Raw genomic sequence first — 20,632 nt, 5'->3', positions numbered from 1 at the left:
GGCTCCGGCACCGGCCTGAAATGCTCAGATGGCCGGCGCCCGGGCTTTGGGCATCAATCGGGTTTCAGATTGATCTTGCGGGTCAGCGCCTCCCATTTGTCGGAGATCTCGCGCACCCTGGCCTGGGCCTGCTCGGGGCTGCTGCCCACCATCTCGATATCCACGGCCTTCACCCGCTCCTGCTGCTGCGGCGAGCGGATGGCGGCATCCATGGCTGCGAGAAAGCGCTTCTGGATCTCGGCAGGAACGCCCTTGGGGGCGGCGAGCAACAGCCAGTAAGTGCCGTCGAAATCGGGGTAGCCAGACTCGGCAATCGTGGGCAACGTCGGCAGCAGCGGCGAGCGCGTGCGGCCCGAGGTGGCCAGGGCGGTGACGCGACCGCTCTGTATCTGTGGCAGCACCGTGGGTGCCGCCAGGAAGCCGCAGTTCACCTGGCCGCCCATGAGGTCCTGCATGGCCGGTGCCGGCCCCTTGTAGGGCACATGCACCATTTTCACGCCGGTGCTGGACAGCAGGGACTCCATGACCAGATGACCGGGCGAGCCCGCGCCGCCGGTGGCATAGGTCAGCTCGCGCGACTTGGCGGCCTCCAGCATGTCCTTGACGGACTTGAAGCCGAGGCCGGGGTTGCAGATCAGGGTCTGCGAGAACCTGGCGGCGGCGTTGAGCACCACGATGGCATCGCTGGAGTAGCCGATGTTCTTGTAGATATGCTTGTTGACGGTGAGCACCGGGTCCATGGCCCACAGCCAGGTGTAGCCGTCGGCCGGGGCTCGGGCGACCTCGGCAGCACCGATATTGCCGTTGGCACCGGCCCGGTTTTCCACGATCACGGCTTGACCTAGCGCCTTTTGCACGGCCGCCGCGAGCGGGCGCACGGCGATGTCGGAAGGGCCGGCTGGCGGCGTGGGAACGATGATGCGTATGGGCTTGGCGGGCCAATTGTCGGCAGCATGGGATGCCGTCAGAAGCGCGGCGGCCGCCAGCCCGGCCAGAGTGCGGCGGGCGATACGGGTGCAAGGCATGGTGTCTCCTGTCGTTTTCTTTGGAGCCACTGTAAGCAGTGACTCGATAATGGATCTAATCCATCATTCCTAGAGAAAACCCACAAAGACCCATGACCAAGGCGCAGCGCCACCCCTGGCGGCAGCCGTCCGAGCTGGACGATCTGTTCCTCTACCATCTGGCCCGCCTGATGAGTTCGGCCGGAACCATGGTGGTGCGCCTGTGCGAGGGCGGCTTCGGCATCACCCGGCGCGAGTGGCGCATGATCGGCCTGCTGGCCACCAAGGGTGCCATGCAGCCGTCCCGGCTCGCGGAGCTGGCGCAGCTCGATCGCACGCGCACCTCGCGCACCATCTCCACGCTGATTGCCAAGGGGCTGCTGCACAAGCAGGGCATGGCCGGCGACGGGCGCCAGGCCATGGTGCAGCTGACCGACGCCGGGCTGGCGCTGCACGCCCAGCTGTTCCCGCAGATACAGGCGATCAACCAGGAGCTGCTCGGCGACGTCAGCGATGCCGAGCTTGAGGTGCTGTCGCAGGTGTTCGAGCGCGTGCGCAATCGGGCGGCGCTCATGCAGGAGCAGGGCAGCTTTCCCAAGGCCGAGCGCCGCCGTGGCCGGGCCGCGGGCAAACAGCCTGCCCGTGACGACGACGCCGCCGGCTGACGGCCTGTGCACACCCCTATTGCCTGTTTGAGCCGCCCGCGCATACGCTAGGCCCTACAGTCCGGCTTGAAGGGGAGGAGCGTGATGGGTCTGGCACTGGTTCAAAGTCGTGCACTGCTGGGCTTGCAGGCACCGGCTGTCACGGTGGAGGTCCATCTGGCCAACGGACTGCCTTCATTCACCCTGGTGGGTCTGGCGGATGTGGAGGTCAAGGAGGCCCGCGAGCGCGTGCGCGCAGCCATCGTCAATGCGGGGCTGGAGTTCCCGAACAACAAGCGCATCACGGTCAATCTGGCTCCGGCGGATCTGCCCAAGGACTCAGGCCGCTTTGACCTGCCGATAGCGCTGGGCATTCTGGCGGCCAGCGGGCAGGTCGATGCACGGCGGCTCGCCGATTATGAGTTTGCAGGAGAGCTGTCGCTGACCGGTGCCCTGCGCCCGGTACGCGGCGCCCTGGCTACTGCGCTGGCCCTGCAGCGTCAGCAACAGCGCGTGCGGCTGGTGCTGCCGCCAGACAGTGCGCTGGAGGCAGCCTTTGTGCCGGCCATCGAAGTCTTCGGCGCCGCGCATCTGCTGGATGTGGTCAGGCAGTTCATCGCGCATGACTGCACCCTGTCGGAGCATGGCGATGGCGTGGAGGGCTGGCAGCGGGTGCACTCCAGACCTGCTGAAGCTTCTTTGCCGTCGCTGGATCTGCGCGAGGTGCGCGGCCAGATGCAGGCCAAGCGCGCGCTTGAAATTGCAGCTGCCGGCGCACATGGTGTGCTGATGATCGGCCCTCCGGGCTCGGGGAAATCCATGCTGGCCCAGCGCTTTGCGGGTTTGCTGCCGGGCATGACCGATGAGGAAGCGCTCGAAGCCGCCGCCATTGCCAGCCTCAGCGGTCGTTTCACGCCGCAGCTGTGGCGCCAGCGGCCATTTGCCGCTCCTCATCACACGGCCAGTTCCATCGCGTTGGTCGGCGGCGGCTCTCCGCCCCGGCCCGGCGAGATTTCATATGCCCATTGCGGGGCGCTGTTTCTCGACGAGCTGCCCGAGTTCGCGCGCAGCGCCCTGGAGGCCCTGCGCGAGCCGCTGGAGACTGGGCGCATCACCATCGTGCGGGCCGTGCAGAGGGCGGAGTTTCCGGCCCGTTTCCAGCTGGTGGCAGCCATGAACCCCTGTCCCTGCGGCTTCTGGGGGTCGCGCATCAGGGCCTGCCGCTGCTCGCCCGATCAGGTGGCACGTTATCAGGCACGCATCAGCGGTCCCTTGCTGGACCGTATCGATCTGCATGTGGAGGTGGCGGCACTGTCGCCCGAGGAGTTGCTGGCAGCGCCCGAAGGGGAGAGCAGCGCTGCCGTGCAGCAACGCGTGAGCGCGGCCAGGGACAAGGCCTTGCAGCGCCAGGGCCTGCCCAATCATCAGTTGCAGGGGGCACAGCTCGACACGCATCTGCAGCTGGAGCCCGAGGCGCTGACCTTTGCCCACAAGGCTGCAGCGCGCCTTGGCTGGTCGGCGCGCGGCACGCACCGGGCGTTGAAGGTGGCGCGAACCATTGCCGATCTGGCGGACTCGGATTCCATCACGCAAACCCATCTGGCCGAGGCATTGCAATACCGCCGAGCGCTGATGCAGCCGTGATGTCCTGCCGCTCTCAGGCGGCAAGAGCCAGCGCCACGGGCTGTGCCCGTGTGGCCTGCGGATTGACACCCAGTACCTGCGCAAATGCATGCAGTGCCGGCGACCAGCCTTGTACGGCAGCGGTCACAAAACAGGTGTCGACAAAGGCCAGCTCCTGTCCGCTCCTGCCGGGCAGAGTCATCCAGTGCACGCCAAAGCGCTGCTGCTGGGCTTCGACCAGCGAGCGCGACAGCAGCGCATAGCCCATGCCGGCGGCCACGCAGCCGAGGATGGTGTCCAGCATGCCCAGCTCCATGATGCGTACCGCCGTCACCCCCATCGAAGCCATCAGCAGCTCGATCCGCTGGCGGTAGCTGCAGCCCTGGCGAAAGGCCAGAAACACGGAGCTGCTGAACTCTGCGGCGGTGGGGAAGCGCGTCAGCGGCTGTCCGCTGACCAGCACCAGCTCTTCACGAAATACCGGCCAGGATTGCAGCTCGTTTTGTGGTGCGGCACCGTTGATGAAGGCACAGTCGATGCGACCAGCCGCCAGCTCCATCAGCAATGCGGCGCTGGGCTGGGCGTCCAGCTCCAGGTCGATACCCGGATGCTGCCTGCGCAACTCGGCCAGCAGTGGCGGAAGACGCAGTGCGGCCGTGGTTTCCATCGAGCCTATGCGCAAGGCGCCCTTGACCTGGCCGGCGGCAAACTGCCGGGCTTGCAGCATGGCCAGCACCTGGTCATGCGACTGCAGCATCTGCCGCGCAGATTCCAGCAGCGTACGTCCGGCCGGAGTCGGAAAGACCGGGTTGGCCCGCATGAGCAATTGCACGCCTGCTTCGTCCTCGAGCTTTTTGATATGGGCCGTGACATTGGATTGCACGGTGTGCAGAAGCTGGGCTGCGGCACCAAAGCTGCCGCTTTCGCAGACGGCTTCGAACATGCGCAGGGATTTGAGTTGCATATGCGGCTCCAATATCTCAAATTGAGATGCAAGTCATCATTTTGAATCATTGGACATGATCGAGTCGCAGCGTTTAGGCTTGATGCCAATTTCCCCTCCATAACCCGAGCTGTGATCGAACGCAAAGAACTTCCCCTGCTGTTGACCGGCTTCATGGCCACCCTGAGCGGCGTCGGCCTGGCCCGTTTCGCCTATACCGCGCTGATGCCGCAGATGGTGCATGCGGGCTGGTTCAGCGGCGAGCAGGTGGCTTATCTGGGCGCCGCCAATCTGCTCGGCTATCTGATCGGCGCCCTGGTCGCCGCGCCGCTGGCCGAGCGCATGGGCGCGCTGCGCGTGCTGGTGATCTGCTGGGTGGCCGTGATGCTGAGCTTTGCAGGCTGCAGCCTGCCCCAGCCCATGGCCCTGTTCTTTGTCTGGCGGCTGTTCTCGGGTATTGCCGGTGCCGCGCTGATGGTGCTGGGCCCGTCGGTGGCCATGGCTGCAGCAGCGCCGCAGCGCCGTGCCACGCTGGGCCCGCTGATGTTCTGCGGCATTGGCGTGGGCGCCTTGCTGGCCGCCACGCTGGTGCCCATGTTTGCGCGCAGCAGCCTGAGTGCCGTCTGGTGGGCGTTGACGGCGCTGTCTGCGCTGGCGCTTTACAGCGGCCGGCATGCTGCGCGCCAGATCCCGCTGCATGCACCGGTGGCGATCCAGCCCACGGCGGTCCCAGCCTCCAGCACAACGCCGTGGAGCCTGGCGGTGATTCTGGTGCTGGTCGCCTATGCCTGCGACGCCTTCGGCTTTGTGCCGCACACCGTGTTCTGGGTGGACTACCTGGATCGCGAGCTGCAGCTGGGCGGCGCCTATGCCTCGACGCAATGGGCATTCTTCGGGCTTGGCGCGATGGTCGGGCCGCTGTGTGCGGCCTACTGTGCCACGCGCTGGGGCTGGTGGGGTACGACCACGGGCGCCTATGCCCTCAAGGCCGTGGCCATCGGCCTGCCGCTGGCCTGGGCCGGTTTCGGTGGCCATGCGCTGTCGGGCTTTGTGGTGGGGGCGCTGTCGCCTGGCATGGCTGCCATCACCTCGGGCTATCTGATGCAGCTCATCGGCCCCGGCCAGCACAAGAAAATGTGGGGCTACGCCACGGCGGCATTTGCGCTGCTGCAGGCCAGCTCCGGCTATCTGATGGCATTTGTTTACGCCAGCAGCGGCAGCTATCGCCAGCTGTTCGTGCTGGGCTGCGCGGCGCTGGGCCTGGGGGCGCTGCTGGTGGCCTCAAGCCGCCTGGCCCGCACTGCGCAATGATCAGGATCGAGAAGTGACAACCAGGAGACGTGCGATGAGCAAACTACCTTTGTGGATGACAGGCCTGGGTCTGCAGCATCCCATCATTCAGGCCCCGATGGCCGGGACCTCGACCCCGCAGCTGGCGGCTGCCGTGAGCAATGCATACGCCCTGGGCTCGATCGGCATAGGCGCCTACGGCCTTGAGCAGGCGCGCCAGCACATCGAACAGACGCGTGCGCTGACCGATCGCCCCTTCAACGTCAACCTCTTTTGTCACCGTGCGCCGGTAGCAGATGCGGAGCGCGAAGCACAGTGGCTGCACTATCTTGCGCCAGAGTTCGAGCGCTACGGCGCGTCCGTGCCGTCTGGCCTGCGCTGCATCTACGAGTCAGCGCTGGGCAATGAGCGGTTGCAGGCCATGCTGCTGGAGCTGCGCCCTGCCGTGGTGAGCTTTCATTTCGGCCTGCCGGAGCAGGGCTTTGTCGATGCCTTGCGCGCCGCCGGCATCACCACGCTGGCCTGCGCCACCAGCCTCGACGAGGCGCGCCAGATCGAGCAGGCCGGGGTGGATGTGATCGTGGCTCAGGGCATGGAGGCGGGCGGCCATCGCGGCGCTTTCGTGCCCGAGCAGGACAGACTGATGGGGACTTTGGCGCTGGTGCGGCTGCTGGCGCGCGAGTCCCGCCTGCCCGTGGTCGCCGCAGGCGGCATCATGGACGGTGCAGGCATCGCTGCCGCTTTGCAGCTCGGAGCCTGCGCCGTGCAGATGGGAACGGCCTTCATCCTCTGCCCCGAATCCGCAGCCAGCCAGGCCTACCGCGCCGAGCTGCAAGGCGACAGCGCGCAGCACACGGCCATCACCGCCGCCATTTCCGGCCGTCCTGCGCGCGGCATGTTCAACCGTCTGCACCAGCTGGGACGAGACTATGCGGGAGCACTGCCCGCCTATCCCATGGTGTATGACGCAGGCAAGGCGCTGCACCAGGCCGCCAGCGCGCAGGGCAGCAGCGACTATGCCGCGCACTGGGCCGGCCAGGGCGCACCGCTGGCTCGCGCCATGCCCGCCGCCGAACTCGTGCGCACGCTGGCGCAGGAGCTGGAGCAGGCGGAGCACGCCTGACCGGGCTTGAGCGGATTTCGGTGCGCCTGGAGTAACCATCTGATTTGATAGCTGTCATCGCTTGTAATGCATCAGATCTGGATTGTTTTTGCCAAGATTTGAATACTGAATTGCGATGACTGCTATGGTTTTAGCTGTTGCAGCGAATGACCGATGCATCCTTTGAAGCGAACAGACGTCGCACCGCATCGGCGCGCCGCGTCAGCACCGCGCGTTGGTTGACGTAGCCCTTGTCGGTGATCTCTCCGGCCTCTGCGTCCGGCGGATCGGCCAGCACCAGCGCGCAGCCGGGGCTTTGCGAGCTGCCCGCGCCTGCGTCGCGCTGCTCGTGCATCACGCGGCGCAGTGCCTGTGCCAGGGTTTCGGGGGCGGCAGCGCCTGCGGGCGTGGCAAATACCAGCAGGCCCAGCTCGTCACGGTCGTGGCCTGCGATGACGATGTCCTGCACCCATGGCGCCAGGCGCGACACCAGTTCCACGCGCAACGTTCCCACCGAGACCCAGGTGCCGCTGGAGAGCTTGAAGTCCTCGGCCACGCGGCCGTTGAAGATCACGCCGCGCTCGGGTCGCTGCTCGTCCACGACGAAGCCTGCGTCGCCGATGCGGTAATAACCTTCCTCGTCGAAGGCCGCTGCCGTTTCGCGCGGTGCGTCGCGGTAGCCGGGGAAAACCGACACGCCCTTCACGCGCATTTCCTGCTTGTTGCCGTTGGGTACGAACTTGAGCTCCAGCCCGGGCAGTGGCGCACCTATGCAGCCTGCGCTGTCAAGCTGCCAGTGGGCCGAGGTGATCGCGGGCGAGGTCTCGGTGCAACCCCAGGACGTGGTCAGCCACAGGGGGCGGCCCGGGCGCACGCGCTGGGCCACCGCCTCCAGTCGCTTCCAGGTCGAGGGGGCCAGCGCCGCAGCCGCATAGAAGGCCAGGCGAAGGCGCGAGAGCATGTCTGCCGCCAGCGCGTCGTCGGCCTCCATCAGCGGCAGCACCATGTCGAAGCCGCGCGGCACGTTGAACCACAGCGTGGGGCGGACTTCGCGCAGATTGCGCACCGTCTTCTCGATCAGGCCCGGTGCGGGCCGGCCCTCGTCGATGTAGAGCGTGCCGCCGTGCGCCAGTACCAGATGCAGGTTGTGGTTGCCGCCGAAGGTGTGGCTCCAGGGCAGCCAGTCCACGAGCACGGGCTTTTCCTGCTCCAGGAAGCGCCAGGTCTGCGCCATTTGCTGCTGGTTGGCGCACAGCATGCGGTGCGTGTTGATGACCACCTTGGGCGTGCCTGTGGAGCCCGAGGTCAGCAGGTATTTGGCATGCGTGTCGGGCGCGATGGCCTCGTATGCAGTGCGCACGGCGGCCGTCTCGGGTCTGGCCATGAGCGCCTCGAAATCCAGCCCGCCAGGCCAGTGCGGTGCATGTGCGCTGAAGACGCAGGGCGCGCGGGTTTCGCAGGCCGCCAGCGCCGGTCCGTACAGGCGCGCGTCCGATGCGTAGATCAGCGCGGGCTGCAGCACCTGGAGCATCTGGCGCAGCCGCCCGAAGTCGCGCGCCGTGCGCGAGTAGGCACTGGACAGCGAGCAGGCTGCCCGGCCCACGTGCATGGCGGCCAGCATCAGCACCGCGTGATCGATGGCGTTGTCCGACAGGATGACCACAGGGCCGGGGGGCAGATCCAGGTCCAGCAGCCCCTGGGCCGTGCGTCCCACGGCCTCGCGCAGCTCGCCCCAGCGGAGCATGCGCCAGCCGCTGCCGTCGGGCGTGCGCTCGGCCAGAGCCGGCGCCTCGGGGGTCTCGCGCGCCCAGCGTTCCAGCCACTCGCCCACGCAACGTGCATAGGGCTTGAGCGCCACGGGCGATCGCAGCACGAAGCTGCCGTCGTCGAGATCGATGCGCAGGCTGCGCGGCGGGGCGACCTGCTGCGGGTCGGACAGGAAGTCTATGGCTTGCATGCATGCTCCTTTATGTGGGCTCAGAACAGCGAGCCCTGGACCTTGGCACGTATCAGGTCGGTCAGCAGTTCGTCGCGCGTGCGCTCCAGCTCCTCCTCGCGGCGCATGCCGCGCGCCTCGGCCACGCCCTGCACCACATTGTCCTTGAGCGCCTCTGTCATGGCTGGATTGCCAAGATCGCGCCACCAGCTCTCGATGGGGCCGCCCAGGTGCTCCAGCAGATGCTGCATGCCGCCCTGTCCGCCAGACAGATGCAGGTTCATGAATGGCCCCATCAGCGCCCAGCGCAGGCCGGGGCCGTGGGCGATGGCCGTGTCGATGTCGCTGACGCTGGCCACCCCCTGGTCAACGAGGTGAAAAGCCTCGCGCCACAGCGCTGCCTGCAGACGGTTGGCGATGTGGCCAGCGATTTCGCGCCGCACATGAATGGGGCGCTTGCCCAGCGCTGCATAGAAGTCCATGGCGCGCTGGATGCTGTCTGGCGAGGTGGCATCGCCACCACCCACCTCCACCAGCGGAATCAGGTGCGGCGGATTGAAGGGATGGCCCAGAACCACGCGCTGCGGCGTCTTGCAGCGGGCCTGCATGCCGCTGACCGGCAGACCCGAACTGCTGCTGGCCAGCAGTACCCGGGATGGTGTGGCCGCGTCCATGCGCGCATAGAGGTCAGCCTTGAAGTCGGCGCGCTCGGGGCCGCTTTCCTGCACGAAGTCGCAGCCGTCCAGCGCACGCTCCAGTGCGGCATCGAAGCGCAGGCGTTCGGGCGGAGCTCCATCCACCAGCCCCATGCGTTGCATGGTCGGCCAGTGGCGCTGCACCGCTTCGCGCAGGCGCTGCTCGGCGCCGGGTGCGGGATCGGTGGCCGTCACATCCAGGCCGCGCGCCAGGAAGAACGCTGCCCAGCTGGCACCGATCACGCCGGTGCCGACCACGGCCACGTGCCGTATCACGGTTGTGGCCGCGCTCATGATGTCTTCCATTGCGCGCAGCGTGTCTCTGCGCGGGTAGTCCAGGCGGCCTCGCCCCGGATGGTCTCGACCACCTTGTAGTAGTCCCAGGGCTCTCTGGATTCGGCTGGCGTCTTCACCTGCATCAGATGCATGTCATGCACCATCAGGCCGTCGGCGCGCAGCCAGCCGTCCTTGACGAACATGTCGTTGAATCGGGTCTTCCTGAGCTGTTCCATCACCTTGGTGCCATCGTCCGTGCCCGCGGCCTGCACGGCCTTGAGGTACTGCAGCGTGGCGGAGTAGTCGCCCGCATGGAAGGAGGTGGGCATGCGCTTGTGCTTGTCGAAGAAGCGCCGCGCCCATGCGCTGGCCTCGGGGCTCTGGTTCCAGTACCAGCTGTCGGTCAGATACATGCCTTTTGCCGTCTTCAGGCCCAGGGCGTGTACGTCCTGAATGGTGATGATCATGCCCGCGAGCTTCATCTTCTGCGCCAGCCCGAATTCCGCCGCCGACTTGATGGCGTTGACCGTGTCGCCACCCGCATTGGCCAGGGCCAGCACATCGGGCTTGGCCGCCAGAGCCTGCAGCATGAAGGACGAGAAGTCGCTGGCGCCCAGCGGGTGCTTGACCGCACCGGCCACGTTGCCGCTGCCGGCTTCGAGCACCTTGGCGGCATCGGCCTGAAGCGCATTGCCGAAGGCATAGTCGGCCGTCACGAAGAACCAGCGCTTGCCGCCGCTCTTGAGCACGGCGCTGGCCGTTCCGCGCGCCATGGCCACCGTGTCGTAGGCATACATGACCGTGTAGGGCGAACACTGCTCGTTGGTGAGGCTGGAAGCACCCGAGCCGACCACGAAATAGGGCTTGCGCTTATCGCGCGCCACGCCCGCCATGGCAATGGCCGCACCCGAATTCACGCCACCGATCAGCATGTCGAAGCGCTCCACGTCGAACCATTGGCGCGCCTTGGCTGCGGCGATGTCGGCCTTGTTCTGGTGGTCGGCCGCCACCAGCTCGATCTTCTTGCCGTTGATGGCTCCGCCCATGTCGGCGATGGCCATGCGTATGGCCTCTGCGCCTGCCGGCCCGTCGTAGTCGCGGTATACGCCCGACATATCGCTGATGAAGCCTATGCGTATCACATCGTCCGAAATCTGAGCTGCTGCCGTGGCCGCACCGGCCAGCGTCATGGCGCCAGCCAGGGCCTTGCATGTGAAGTTCATGATGCTGTCTCCTCGTTGTTTTGTGAGCTGTGCTGCGCCGTGCGCGGCTCAGGCCGCCTGTGCCATGGCGGCGGGCGCGAACGCGGGCAGCGGCATGCCACTGCGTTGTAGCCCCATGATTTGACGTGCCTCCTCGGGTGTGGCGGGCTCCATGTCGAGCTCGTGGATCAGGCGCACGATGCGCTCCGTCAGCTGCACATTGGTGGCCAGTTCGCCCTGGCGGTAGTAGAGGTTGTCCTCCAGGCCCACACGCGCATGGCCGCCCAGCAGCAGCGCAGCCACATTGGCCTCCAGCTGCGAGGGGCCGATGCCGCTGACGCAGAAGATGCTGTTGGCGGGCAGAACGTCCACCATCTGCTGCAGATAGCGCGGCGAGAACGGCATGGCGTTCTGGAAGTTGCGGTGGACATTCATCACCAGGTTGATGAAGTGCGGTGCGGCATCGTGGTCTTCCTCGATCAGCGTCGTCACGTCCTGCAGGATATGGGTGTGTGCGAAGACTTCCCACTCTGGCTTGATGCCGCGCGCCTTCATGCCTACGGCCAGCTCGCGACCCCGGGACAGCGGCGTGTCCATGAGGATCTCGCGCCCGCCGAAGCTCAGGTTCAGCGTGGTCGCATCCAGCGTGCACATCTCGGCGCCTGCGTCCATGCCCTTGATGCGCTCCTCCCAGGCGATTTCCCAGCGCCCGCCCTGCAGCTCGCGCACCATGTCGCCGTGCACGCCGCCGCCCGTGGAGTTGTTGATCACGATGTCGCAGCCCGCAGCGCGGATGCGGGTGTTGATGTCGCGGTAGATGTCGGCATTGCAGGTGGCGCCGTCGTCGGGGCGGCGCGCATGGATGGCGGCCACGCTGGCGCCTGCATTGCAGCAGCGCACCACGTCCTCGGCGATCTCGTCCGGCTGGGTAGGGAGATGGGGGTTCTGCGATTTGTGGGCCATGCCGCCCGTGGGGGCAATGGTCACGATCACCTTGCGCTTGCTCATGGCGTCTCCTGATGCGTGGGGTTGGGTCGTCAGCTATTATTTTTTTCACCCCTGCACGAATCAGTCGTTGCGATGACATTTGACCTCGGGGTAAGTACGCAAGGAGCTTCACCATCGCCCGCCATCACCGCTCAACGGCCGCGGCCCGTCCCACCCTCGACGAACTGCTCTCCGGCTCGGCCTGGTTTCCCGTGCTCGACCTTGCCGTGCGCGAACGCGTGCGTGCCGAGATGCGCGAGGTGGACCTGCCCGCGGGCACTGCGCTGTGCCGTATGGGCGATGCGCCTCGACACTGGTATGGCGCCATCGAAGGGCTGCTCAAATGGTCGGTGAGCAGCGCCGACGGCCGCTCTGTCACGCTGGGCGGCCTGTCGGTGGGCAGTTGGTTCGGCGAGGGAACGGTGCTGCGCGGAGTGGCGCGCACCGCGGACGTGATCGCTCTGCGCGACAGCCGCGTGGCCTTGATGCCTGCCGAGGTCTTTGAATGGCTGCGCGGCAGCGAGCGCAGCTTCGAAGCCTTTTTGCTGCGTCAGATCAACGAGCGCATGCACTGGTTCCTGGGCAACTTTGCGGCCCACCATCTGCTCGATACCGACAGTCAGGTGGCGCGTGCACTGGTAGGCCTGTTCCACCCCTGGCTGCATCCGGGAAGCGACCCGCGCCTGCGGGTGTCCCAGGAAGAGATTGCCAACCTCTCTGGCCTGTCGCGCCAGCGCTGCAACGCAGCGCTGCGGCGCCTGGCGGCGGCCGGCCTGATAGAGATCGAATACGGCGGCATCACCGTCGTCGACCTGCCGCGGCTGCGCACGCGTGTGCTCGCCGCGGCGTCGTTCTAGCGGCCAGATTCGCTCTGCGTCACGTTGCTCTCGCCGTGCTCATGGTAGGCAGCGATGGCGTCCATCAGTTCCTGCAGCTGGACCGATACCTGCTGTTCCTCGCGCACCAACATATAGCGGGGGCGCACTGCCCAGGCGTCGGTCAGCGGCACGCGGCAGACGCGCGGCAGGCCGCGGTAGCGCTGGGCCACGGTCTCGGGCACCACGGCCACGCCCACACCTGCCGCGACCATGCGGCACATCGAGTCGAAGCTGGACAGCTGTATGCGCAGCTTCAGCGTGGTGCCCAGTTGCTGGCTCAGCCGCTCCAGAAAGGTCTGCAGCGTGCTGCCACGGTGCATGCCCACAAAGCGCTCGTGCAGCACATCGGCAAAGGCCACGCTGCTCATGTCCGCCCAGCGCGCGGTGTCGGGGGTCACCAGCACCAGCCGGTCAGTGCTGAAATGCAGCACGCGCAGGCCGTGCGTGTCCACCTCGCCGGCCACGATGCCCAGGTCGGCGCGGCCGTCGCGGATGTCGGCGGCAATGCCGGCATTGGGGCGCTCCTGCAGGTCCACGCTGATGTGCGGGTGCTGGGTGAGGTAGGCCGCAAGTATGTCGGGCATGAACTCCGTCACGGCCGTGGTGTTGGCGAATACGCGCACATGGCCGCGCAGGCCCGCGCCGTACTCCTGCAGGTCGGCTTGCAATTGCTGCGAATGCTGCAGCATGGCGCGCGCATGGTGCAAAAAGGCCTCGCCGGGTGCCGACAGCTTTACCCCTCTAGCCTCTCGTATCAGCAAAGGCATGCCGGCCTGCTCCTCCAGTGCCTTGACACGTGCGCTGGTGGCTGCAAGCGATAGGTGAGACTGTTCAGAAGCCCTTGTCAGGCTTCCTGTCTGTGCTATCAAAACAAAGAGTCTTAAATCCTTGAGATCGAATTGCATGGCGGCTCATGGTTTATACCAATCAAGTCAAGGCTTCGGAAAAACAAAAGGCTTGATTCCAATATCAGAGATTGTGCACAGAGCTGGCGCCAGCGAGCATAGGGCTATCAACCCCAAAAGAGGAGACAGTCGCCGTGCCAGTCCGATCAGCCCCGCCCTCCACTCCATCGGTATCGCGCCGCAGCCTCTGCGCCGGCGCCCTGCTGACCCTGGGCCTGCCGACCTGGGCGCAGACCTCCTATCCCGCCCGCCCCATCGTGCTGGTAGTGCCCCAGGCAGCGGGCGGAACCAATGACATCGTGGGCCGCATCGTGGCACAGAAACTGGGCGAGAAGCTGTCCGTGGGCACGGTGGTCGAGAACCGCCCCGGTGCGGGTGGCAACATCGGTACCCAGGCCGTGGCGAAGGCCGCCAGGGACGGCCATACATTGCTGATGACCATCAGCAGCAGCCAGGCCATCAATCCCGCACTCTACAAGTCGCCGGGCTTCGATCCCGTGGGCGACTTCACGCCGGTGAGCATGATCGGCGCCGTGCCCAATGTGCTGCTGGCCCATCCATCATTTCCTGCCCGGACTGTTCCCGAGCTGCTGGCCCTGGCCAGGTCCAAACCCGGCGAGTTGCAATATGCATCGGCAGGCAACGGTACGCTCAACCACCTGCTGGGCGAGATGCTTAACCAGATGGCCGGCGTGCAGCTGCAGCATGTCCCCTACAAGGGCGTGGCGCCGGCGCTTAACGATGTGCTGGGCGGGCAGCTGCCGCTGCTGTTCGGCAGCCTGCCGTCCACGCTGCAGTACATCAAGTCGGGCAAGCTGCGGGCACTGGCGGTCAGCAGCGCAGCGCGCTCGCCCTTGCTGCCCGACGTGCCATCGCTGGGTGAGTTCGTGCCCGGCTACAACGGCACGCTGTGGATTGCCCTGTTCGCGCCGCGCGGCCTGCCGCCTGCGGTGATGAGCCGGCTGCGCGAAGGCATGCAGCAGGCCATGGCGGACAAGGACATGCGCGCCCAGTTGCAGGCTCAGGGCGTGGAGCTTGCGGGCACGCCAGAGCGTCAAGTCACGCCCGACGAGCTGGCTGCCGTCCTCAAGCAGGACATCGCCAAATGGGCGCAGATCGTGAAGACCTCCGGCGCCACGGTGAACTGAATCTCTTCCAGCACTTCCATCCATGCACCCGAACACTGTCCAGATCGACGCAGCCACCATGACCAAGCTCCAGTCTTGGCAGGAGCGCAGCGAGACCATGTCCGACGTCATCACCGCAGCTCCGCTGCGTGCCCTCTCGGCCACGCTGGACCGTGACGATCCCGTGCCTGAAGATGGCTCAGCCGTGCCTGCGCTATGGCACTGGCTGTATTTCCTGCCGCATGCGCGCCAGAGCGAGATCGGCCCCGACGGGCATCCCCGGCGCGGCGGCTTCCTGCCGCCCGTGCCGCTGCCGCGCCGCATGTGGGCGGGCGGGCGGCTGCGCTGGGAAGCAGACAATCCGCTGCGTGTGGGGCAGGAGGTGCAGCGCATCTCCACCATCCGCAGCGTGCTGCACAAGACCGGACGCTCGGGCGAGCTGCTGTTCGTGCTGGTGGAGCACCGGTTCTTGAATCACGACGGCCTGGCGCTGGTCGAAGAGCACGACATCGTCTACCGGGCCGCTGCAAGGCCCGGCGATCCGGTGCCGCCACCGCAGCAGCCGCCGCTCGCGGGCCAGGCTGCCTGGTCGCGCACCATCGTGCCCGACGACATCTTGCTGTTTCGCTACTCGGCGCTGACCTTCAACGGTCACCGCATCCACTACGACCGTCAGTACGTGACCCAGGTCGAGGGCTACCCGGGCCTGATCGTGCATGGTCCGCTGATTGCCACGCTGCTGCTCGATCTGCTGCGCCGCCAGCTGCCCGGCGCCAGGGTGGTTGCGTTCGACTTCAAGGCCTTGCGACCGACCTTCGACCTGCACCCTTTCAGCGTGCACGGCAAGCCGCGCGAGGACGGCAGGACCATCGACCTGTGGGCACAGGACCACGAAGGGCTTCTGACCATGCAGGCCACGGCCACCGTGGCTTGAAGAGTGAAACCCATAGCTGATAGCGCTTGCTGGACAAGCGTTTGTCGCCAGAAGGCTTGAAATGATCGAACACACCAGCTCCAACAACCACCATGAGATCCGCGATGCCATCCGTGCGCTGTGTGCGGAGTTTCCCGACGAGTATTTCCGCAAGATCGACGAGCAGCGCGTCTACCCCGAAGCCTTTGTCAACGCGCTCACGAACGCAGGCTGGCTGGCCGCGCTGATTCCGCAGGAGTACGGCGGCAGCGGCCTGGGCCTGACCGAGGCCAGCGTCATCATGGAGGAGATCAACCGCTGCGGAGGCAACTCGGGCGCCTGCCACGGCCAGATGTACAACATGGGCACGCTGCTGCGCCATGGCTCGCCGGCGCAGAAGGAGAAATACCTGCCGCGCATCGCCTCGGGCGAATGGCGGCTGCAGTCCATGGGTGTCACAGAGCCCACCACGGGCACGGACACCACCAAGATCAAGACCAGCGCTGTGAAGAAGGACGGGCGCTATGTGATCAACGGCCAGAAGGTCTGGATCAGCCGCATCCAGCACAGCGACTTCATGATTCTGCTGGCGCGCACCACACCGCTGGCAGAAGTGAAGAAGAAAAGCGAGGGCATGTCCATCTTCATGGTCGATCTGCGCGAGGCCGAGAAGAAGGGCATGACCGTGCGCCCCATCCTCAATATGGTCAACCACGAGACCAACGAGCTGTTCTTCGAGGATCTGGAAATTCCCGAGGAGAACCTGATCGGCGAGGAAGGCAAGGGCTTCAAGTACATCCTCGACGGCCTGAACGCCGAGCGCACGCTGATCGCGGCCGAGTGCATAGGCGACGGCTACTGGTTCCTGGACCGTGTGACGAACTACGTGAAGGACCGCCAGGTGTTCGGCCGTCCAATAGGCCAGAACCAGGGCGTGCAGTTCCCGATCGCCGATGCCTTCATCGAGGTCGAGGCCGCCAATCTCATGCGCTGGAAGGCCTGTGAACTGTTCGACGCGCGAGAGTCCATGGGAGCTCAGGCCAATATGGCCAAGTATCTTGCGGCCAAGGCCAGCTGGGAGGCCGCCAATGCCTGCATCCAGTTCCACGGTGGCTTCGGCTTTGCCTGCGAGTACGACGTGGAGCGCAAGTTCCGCGAGACCCGCCTCTATCAGGTGGCGCCGATCTCCACCAACCTGATCTATTCCTATGTGGCCGAGCACCTGCTGGGTCTGCCACGTTCGTTTTGATGTGCGACACCCCCCTGAGGCGCTGCGCGCCTTCCCCCTGAAAGGGGGACGACAGCCTCGCTGCGGGGCGGCGCGGCCGGCCCAGGCCCTTGCTTGCTGTCCCTGGCTTTGAGCGCGTCAGTTGTTCGGGTCGTGAGTTTCGCCAAAGTGCAATGGATTTCCAAGATGAAAAAGCATAGTCTTCGACCCCTCGACGGCATTACCGTGGTCTCGCTGGAACATGCGGTGGCTGCGCCTTTCTGCACCCGCCAGCTCGCCGATCTGGGGGCGCGCGTGATCAAGGTGGAACGTCCGGGAAGCGGCGATTTCGCGCGCGGCTACGACCAGCGCGTCAACGGCCAGTCCTCGCACTTCACCTGGATCAACCGCAGCAAGCAAAGCCTGGCGCTCGATCTCAAGCGACCCGACGCACTCGAGGCGCTGATGCAACTGCTCGAAGGCGCTGACGTGCTGGTGCAGAACCTGGCACCCGGCGCTGCCGCGCGCATGGGTCTGTCCTGGGAGGTGCTGAAAGTCCATAACCCCAAGCTCATCGTCTGCGACATCAGCGGCTATGGCGCCGACGGTCCCTACCGCGACAAGAAGGCCTACGACCTGCTGATCCAGAGCGAGGCGGGGTTTCTATCGGTCACGGGTACGCCCGAGGTGCCGTCCAAGGCCGGTATCTCGGTGGCCGACATCGCGGCCGGCATGTACGCCTACACCAACATCCTGTCGGCCCTGCTGCTGCGCGGCCGCACGGGTGAGGGGAGCCATATCGATGTCTCCATGCTGGAGGCGCTGGGCGAGTGGATGGGTTACCCCATGTACTACGCCTGGGAGGGCGCGCCGCCGCCGCCGCGCACGGGCGCATCGCATGCCAGCATCTACCCCTATGGTCCCTTCGAGGCGGGCGACGGCGGCACGGTGATGCTGGGCCTGCAGAACGAGCGCGAATGGAAGCTTTTTTGCGAGCAGGTGCTGCTGCAGCCTGCTCTGGCCAGCGATGCGCGCTTTGACAGCAATGCGCAGCGCAACGCCAACCGCGAGGAGCTGCGAGCGCTGATTCTGGATGTGTTCAACGCGCTGAATGCGGCCCAGGTCGTGCAGCGGCTGGACGCGGCTGGCATTGCCAATGCGCGAGTCAACGACATGGCCGGCCTGTGGGCCCATCCGCAACTGGCCGCGCGTCAGCGCTGGTGCAGCGTGGGAACGCCGGCCGGGCCGGTGCAGGCACTGCTGCCGCCCGGCGCCAACAGCGCCTTTGACTACCGCATGGAGGCTGTGCCGTCCGTAGGCGAGCACAGCGAGGCCATCCTGGCCGAGCTGGGCTGGTCGGCCGAGCGCATCCGTGCCCTGTACGCCGAAGAAGCAACTCTGTGAAAGCTGTGCGCAGCGTATGCGCGGGAGTGATTCCATGAAGAACGAGACCCAAGTGAGCGTTCATCCGCTGGCCCGGTTCGCGGCCACGCTGTGCTGGGAGGATGTCCCGCTGCAGGTGCAGCGCCGCGCCGAGGATCTGTGGGTGGACTGGTTCGGCTCCGCTCTCGCAGGCCAGAACGCGCGCCCCGTGCAGAGCATCACGCGCTTCGCGCTGTCCCAGGGCCCGGCCGCGGGCCCCTGCGAGATACTGGGCAGTGCCGCCACCAGTTCACCTCTGATGGCGGCCCAGGCCAACGCCGCTGCCTCGCATGTGGCCGAGCAGGACGATGTGCACAACGGCTCGGTGTTCCACCCTGCGGCCGTGGTCTTCCCGCCCGCGCTGGCGGTGGCGCAGAGCCTTGGTGCCAGCGGCGTCGAGCTTATGCAGGCCTGTGTGGCCGGCTATGAGGTCGGCATCCGGGTGGGCGAGTTTCTGGGCCGCAGCCACTACCGCATCTTCCACACTACGGCCACGGCAGGCACGCTGGCGGCGGCTGCCGCCGTGGGCCGTCTGCTCAAGCTGACGCCCGAGCAGATGCAGCATGCCTTCGGCTCGGCCGGCACGCAGTCGGCGGGGCTGTGGGAGTTTCTGCGCACAGGCGCCGACAGCAAGCAGCTGCACACGGCGCATGCTGCCGCCGCGGGCCTGATGTCGGCCTATCTGGCGCAGGACGGTTTCACGGGCGCACAGGACATCTTCACGGGGCCGCAGGGACTGGCGGCAGGCATGTCCACGGATGCCGACCCGGCACGGCTCAGCGACGGGCTGGGCACACGCTGGGCCACGGCCGAGACCTCGTTCAAATGGCATGCCTCATGCCGCCACACCCACCCGGCCGCCGATGCGCTGCTGCAGGTCATGCAGGACCATGACCTGACCCCCGCCGACCTGGCCCAGGTCACCTGTCATGTGCATCAGGGTGCCATCGATGTGCTCGGCCCCGTGGTCAGGCCGAGCACCGTGCACCAGAGCAAGTTTTCCATGGGTACCGTGCTGGCGCTGGCGGCGCGTCACGGCCATGCGGGGCTGACGGAGTTCGACGGCGACTATCTGGCACAGGAAACCGTGGAGCTGCGCGACAAGGTGAGCATGGAGCTTGATGCCGAGGTCGACGCTGCCTATCCCCGACGCTGGATAGGCAAGGTCAGCGTGCAGACCACGGATGGCCGTTTGCTCAAGGGCCGTGTCGACGAGCCCAAGGGCGACCCCGGCAACACGCTGTCGCGCGAGGAAATCACGGCCAAGGCGCTGCGGCTGATCGCCTACGGCGGCCATGTGCCCGCCGAGCATGCCCAGGCAGCGGTGGCAAGGCAGTGGCAGGTCGCGCAATGGCCGCGCGTGCGGCGCCTGCTGGACTGAGTTTTCCCGCCGGTCCAGGCCGGCGGATCCACGGGAAAGGCGCCGTCACAGAGCGCCTCCCGCTTCCACCAAAGTGCACAGGAGACAAACCATGCAAAGCACAAACCCTTTCCGCCGCCGCCTTGTTCACGCAGCGGCCGCCGCCTGCGCGCTGGCGGCATGCGCCGGCGCCCAAGCCAGTTCCTGGCCGGAGAAGCCGGTTGTCCTTGTCGTTCCCTACAGTGCGGGCGGACCTACCGACGTGGTGGCGCGCCTGCTGGCCATCCCCATGGGGCAGGTGCTGGGCCAGAGCGTGCTGGTGGAAAACACCGTGGGAGCGGGCGGCACCATCGCACCGGCCCGCGTGGCCAAGGCCAAGGCGGACGGCTACACCATCCTCATCCACCACATGGGCATGGCCACGGCGCCGGCGCTGTACAAGAAACTGTCCTATGACCCGCTCAAGGACTTCGAGTACATCGGCCAGGTGCTGGACGTCCCCATGACCCTGCTGTCGCGCAAGGACTTCCCGGCCAACAACTTCGCCGAGCTGCTGGACTACGTGAGGAAGAACCAGGACAAGGTCTCTCTGGCCAATGCCGGCATCGGTGCCGTGTCCCAGTTGTGCGGCATGCTGTTCATGCACCAGGCGGGCGTCAAGCTCACCACCGTGCCCTACAAGGGCGCGGGCCCCGCGATGAACGACCTCATGGGTGGTCAGGTGGACCTGCTGTGCGACCAGACCACCCAGACCGTGCCCGTGATCAAGGACGGTCAGCGCGCCAAGGTCTTCGGCGTGACCACACCTCAGCGCCTGTCGTCGCTGCCCAATATCCCGACGCTGGACGAGCAGGGCCTCAAGGGCTTTGATGTCAAGGTCTGGCACGGCATGTATGCGCCCAAGGGCACGCCCAAGGAGGTGGTCATGGCCATCAACAAGGCACTGAACGTGGCCATCAAGGACGAGAACGTCAGAAAGCGCATCGCCGAGCTCAGCTCCGACCTGGTATCGCCTGAGAAGGCCACGCCCGAAGGCCTGCGCACCCATCTGCAGGCCGAAGTGGTGCGTTGGAACAAGGTCATCAAGGCCGCCGGCGTTTCAGCCGAATAAGCCATTC

At 66.2% G+C, this 20,632-nt stretch carries 18 protein-coding genes; 11 read left to right on the top strand and 7 right to left on the bottom strand.

Translation table 11 applies throughout. The features are described from left to right. Nucleotides 1-53 precede the first annotated feature (53 nt). Complete coding sequence (locus tag V8Z78_RS10595) at nucleotides 54-1,025, bottom strand: tripartite tricarboxylate transporter substrate binding protein (RefSeq protein ID WP_012836691.1); 972 nt, start codon at nucleotides 1,023-1,025, stop codon at nucleotides 54-56. A gap of 92 nt (nucleotides 1,026-1,117) precedes the next feature. Here V8Z78_RS10595 and V8Z78_RS10590 point away from each other — a divergent pair, with 92 nt between their 5' ends. After that, nucleotides 1,118-1,669, top strand: coding sequence for a MarR family winged helix-turn-helix transcriptional regulator (locus V8Z78_RS10590; protein WP_057094338.1), 552 nt, complete (start codon nucleotides 1,118-1,120; stop codon nucleotides 1,667-1,669). Between the two features lie 84 nt (nucleotides 1,670-1,753). After that, nucleotides 1,754-3,292 (top strand): YifB family Mg chelatase-like AAA ATPase, encoded by a 1,539-nt coding sequence (locus V8Z78_RS10585; RefSeq protein ID WP_349731339.1) that lies wholly within the window; start codon nucleotides 1,754-1,756, stop codon nucleotides 3,290-3,292. 13 nt (nucleotides 3,293-3,305) lie between these two features. On the opposite strand, the gene V8Z78_RS10580 is transcribed toward V8Z78_RS10585, so the two are convergent. After that, a complete protein-coding gene (locus V8Z78_RS10580; protein WP_057094342.1) occupies nucleotides 3,306-4,235 on the bottom strand; it encodes a LysR substrate-binding domain-containing protein in 930 nt (309 codons plus the stop codon). Nucleotides 4,236-4,346: 111 nt separating this feature from the next. Here V8Z78_RS10580 and V8Z78_RS10575 point away from each other — a divergent pair, with 111 nt between their 5' ends. Then, a complete protein-coding gene (locus V8Z78_RS10575; protein WP_179627242.1) occupies nucleotides 4,347-5,525 on the top strand; it encodes a YbfB/YjiJ family MFS transporter in 1,179 nt (392 codons plus the stop codon). Between the two features lie 34 nt (nucleotides 5,526-5,559). After that, entirely contained in the window at nucleotides 5,560-6,627 is a 1,068-nt protein-coding gene (locus V8Z78_RS10570) for an NAD(P)H-dependent flavin oxidoreductase (RefSeq protein ID WP_057094347.1), read from the top strand. Between the two features lie 130 nt (nucleotides 6,628-6,757). On the opposite strand, the gene V8Z78_RS10565 is transcribed toward V8Z78_RS10570, so the two are convergent. From V8Z78_RS10565 to V8Z78_RS10550, 4 genes are read right to left on the bottom strand one after another with little or no spacing between them, the layout of a single operon-like run. Next, on the bottom strand, nucleotides 6,758-8,563 hold the full coding sequence (locus V8Z78_RS10565) for a feruloyl-CoA synthase (RefSeq protein WP_279091103.1): 1,806 nt from the start codon (nucleotides 8,561-8,563) through the stop codon (nucleotides 6,758-6,760). Nucleotides 8,564-8,583: 20 nt separating this feature from the next. Then, nucleotides 8,584-9,531: a 3-hydroxyacyl-CoA dehydrogenase NAD-binding domain-containing protein gene (locus V8Z78_RS10560; RefSeq protein ID WP_349731338.1), complete on the bottom strand. Its 948-nt coding sequence runs from the start codon at nucleotides 9,529-9,531 to the stop codon at nucleotides 8,584-8,586. Next, on the bottom strand, nucleotides 9,528-10,736 hold the full coding sequence (locus V8Z78_RS10555) for an ABC transporter substrate-binding protein (protein WP_349731337.1): 1,209 nt from the start codon (nucleotides 10,734-10,736) through the stop codon (nucleotides 9,528-9,530). The genes V8Z78_RS10560 and V8Z78_RS10555 overlap by 4 nt, the downstream gene beginning before the upstream one ends. Nucleotides 10,737-10,784: 48 nt before the next feature. Then, the gene (locus V8Z78_RS10550) at nucleotides 10,785-11,723 is read right to left on the bottom strand and encodes a beta-keto acid cleavage family enzyme (RefSeq protein ID WP_057094355.1); all 939 of its coding nucleotides are present in this window, start codon (nucleotides 11,721-11,723) and stop codon (nucleotides 10,785-10,787) included. 191 nt (nucleotides 11,724-11,914) lie between these two features. Here V8Z78_RS10550 and V8Z78_RS10545 point away from each other — a divergent pair, with 191 nt between their 5' ends. Then, nucleotides 11,915-12,559 (top strand): Crp/Fnr family transcriptional regulator, encoded by a 645-nt coding sequence (locus tag V8Z78_RS10545; protein ID WP_231879761.1) that lies wholly within the window; start codon nucleotides 11,915-11,917, stop codon nucleotides 12,557-12,559. On the opposite strand, the gene V8Z78_RS10540 is transcribed toward V8Z78_RS10545, so the two are convergent. Continuing rightward, nucleotides 12,556-13,485, bottom strand: a complete 930-nt coding sequence (locus V8Z78_RS10540) for a LysR substrate-binding domain-containing protein (RefSeq protein WP_012836702.1) — start codon at nucleotides 13,483-13,485, stop codon at nucleotides 12,556-12,558. The two genes, V8Z78_RS10545 and V8Z78_RS10540, sit on opposite strands and share 4 nt — an antisense overlap. A gap of 134 nt (nucleotides 13,486-13,619) precedes the next feature. On the opposite strand from V8Z78_RS10540, the gene V8Z78_RS10535 reads away from it, so the two are divergent. The 6 genes from V8Z78_RS10535 to V8Z78_RS10510 all read left to right on the top strand — a co-directional run bounded on the left by V8Z78_RS10535 (nucleotide 13,620) and on the right by V8Z78_RS10510 (nucleotide 20,625). Further along, complete coding sequence (locus tag V8Z78_RS10535) at nucleotides 13,620-14,633, top strand: Bug family tripartite tricarboxylate transporter substrate binding protein (protein ID WP_046461174.1); 1,014 nt, start codon at nucleotides 13,620-13,622, stop codon at nucleotides 14,631-14,633. Between the two features lie 22 nt (nucleotides 14,634-14,655). After that, nucleotides 14,656-15,546 carry an HTD2 family dehydratase gene (locus tag V8Z78_RS10530; protein WP_349731336.1) on the top strand — a complete coding sequence of 297 codons (891 nt, stop codon included), beginning with the start codon at nucleotides 14,656-14,658 and terminating at the stop codon, nucleotides 15,544-15,546. Between the two features lie 61 nt (nucleotides 15,547-15,607). Continuing rightward, nucleotides 15,608-16,774, top strand: coding sequence for an acyl-CoA dehydrogenase family protein (locus V8Z78_RS10525; RefSeq protein WP_349731335.1), 1,167 nt, complete (start codon nucleotides 15,608-15,610; stop codon nucleotides 16,772-16,774). A 165-nt stretch (nucleotides 16,775-16,939) separates the two neighbouring features. Then, on the top strand, nucleotides 16,940-18,136 hold the full coding sequence (locus V8Z78_RS10520; RefSeq protein ID WP_057094847.1) for a CaiB/BaiF CoA transferase family protein: 1,197 nt from the start codon (nucleotides 16,940-16,942) through the stop codon (nucleotides 18,134-18,136). A 34-nt stretch (nucleotides 18,137-18,170) separates the two neighbouring features. After that, a complete protein-coding gene (locus V8Z78_RS10515) occupies nucleotides 18,171-19,535 on the top strand; it encodes an MmgE/PrpD family protein (protein ID WP_349731334.1) in 1,365 nt (454 codons plus the stop codon). Between the two features lie 91 nt (nucleotides 19,536-19,626). Then, entirely contained in the window at nucleotides 19,627-20,625 is a 999-nt protein-coding gene (locus V8Z78_RS10510; RefSeq protein ID WP_057094367.1) for a tripartite tricarboxylate transporter substrate binding protein BugD, read from the top strand. Nucleotides 20,626-20,632: the final 7 nt, after the last annotated feature.

This window comes from Comamonas sp. wu1-DMT (assembly GCF_040187805.1).
Classification (GTDB): Bacteria; Pseudomonadota; Gammaproteobacteria; order Burkholderiales; family Burkholderiaceae_C; genus Comamonas; species Comamonas thiooxydans.
The sequence above is the reverse complement of the archived record's forward strand: the minus strand, read 5'-3'. Positions and strand labels throughout refer to the sequence as shown.

Excerpts from the sequence above, each read along its gene's own strand:
- V8Z78_RS10515 (WP_349731334.1), top strand. The coding sequence starts at position 18,171 with ATGAAGAACGAGACCCAAGTGAGCGTTCATCCGCTGGCCCGGTTCGCG.
- V8Z78_RS10555 (WP_349731337.1), bottom strand. The coding sequence starts at position 10,736 with ATGAACTTCACATGCAAGGCCCTGGCTGGCGCCATGACGCTGGCCGGT.
- V8Z78_RS10590 (WP_057094338.1), top strand. The coding sequence starts at position 1,118 with ATGACCAAGGCGCAGCGCCACCCCTGGCGGCAGCCGTCCGAGCTGGAC.
- V8Z78_RS10585 (WP_349731339.1), top strand. The coding sequence starts at position 1,754 with ATGGGTCTGGCACTGGTTCAAAGTCGTGCACTGCTGGGCTTGCAGGCA.
- V8Z78_RS10540 (WP_012836702.1), bottom strand. The coding sequence starts at position 13,485 with ATGCAATTCGATCTCAAGGATTTAAGACTCTTTGTTTTGATAGCACAG.
- V8Z78_RS10560 (WP_349731338.1), bottom strand. The coding sequence starts at position 9,531 with ATGAGCGCGGCCACAACCGTGATACGGCACGTGGCCGTGGTCGGCACC.
- V8Z78_RS10510 (WP_057094367.1), top strand. The coding sequence starts at position 19,627 with ATGCAAAGCACAAACCCTTTCCGCCGCCGCCTTGTTCACGCAGCGGCC.
- V8Z78_RS10530 (WP_349731336.1), top strand. The coding sequence starts at position 14,656 with ATGCACCCGAACACTGTCCAGATCGACGCAGCCACCATGACCAAGCTC.
- V8Z78_RS10595 (WP_012836691.1), bottom strand. The coding sequence starts at position 1,025 with ATGCCTTGCACCCGTATCGCCCGCCGCACTCTGGCCGGGCTGGCGGCC.
- V8Z78_RS10550 (WP_057094355.1), bottom strand. The coding sequence starts at position 11,723 with ATGAGCAAGCGCAAGGTGATCGTGACCATTGCCCCCACGGGCGGCATG.
- V8Z78_RS10570 (WP_057094347.1), top strand. The coding sequence starts at position 5,560 with ATGAGCAAACTACCTTTGTGGATGACAGGCCTGGGTCTGCAGCATCCC.
- V8Z78_RS10525 (WP_349731335.1), top strand. The coding sequence starts at position 15,608 with ATGATCGAACACACCAGCTCCAACAACCACCATGAGATCCGCGATGCC.
- V8Z78_RS10580 (WP_057094342.1), bottom strand. The coding sequence starts at position 4,235 with ATGCAACTCAAATCCCTGCGCATGTTCGAAGCCGTCTGCGAAAGCGGC.
- V8Z78_RS10520 (WP_057094847.1), top strand. The coding sequence starts at position 16,940 with ATGAAAAAGCATAGTCTTCGACCCCTCGACGGCATTACCGTGGTCTCG.
- V8Z78_RS10565 (WP_279091103.1), bottom strand. The coding sequence starts at position 8,563 with ATGCAAGCCATAGACTTCCTGTCCGACCCGCAGCAGGTCGCCCCGCCG.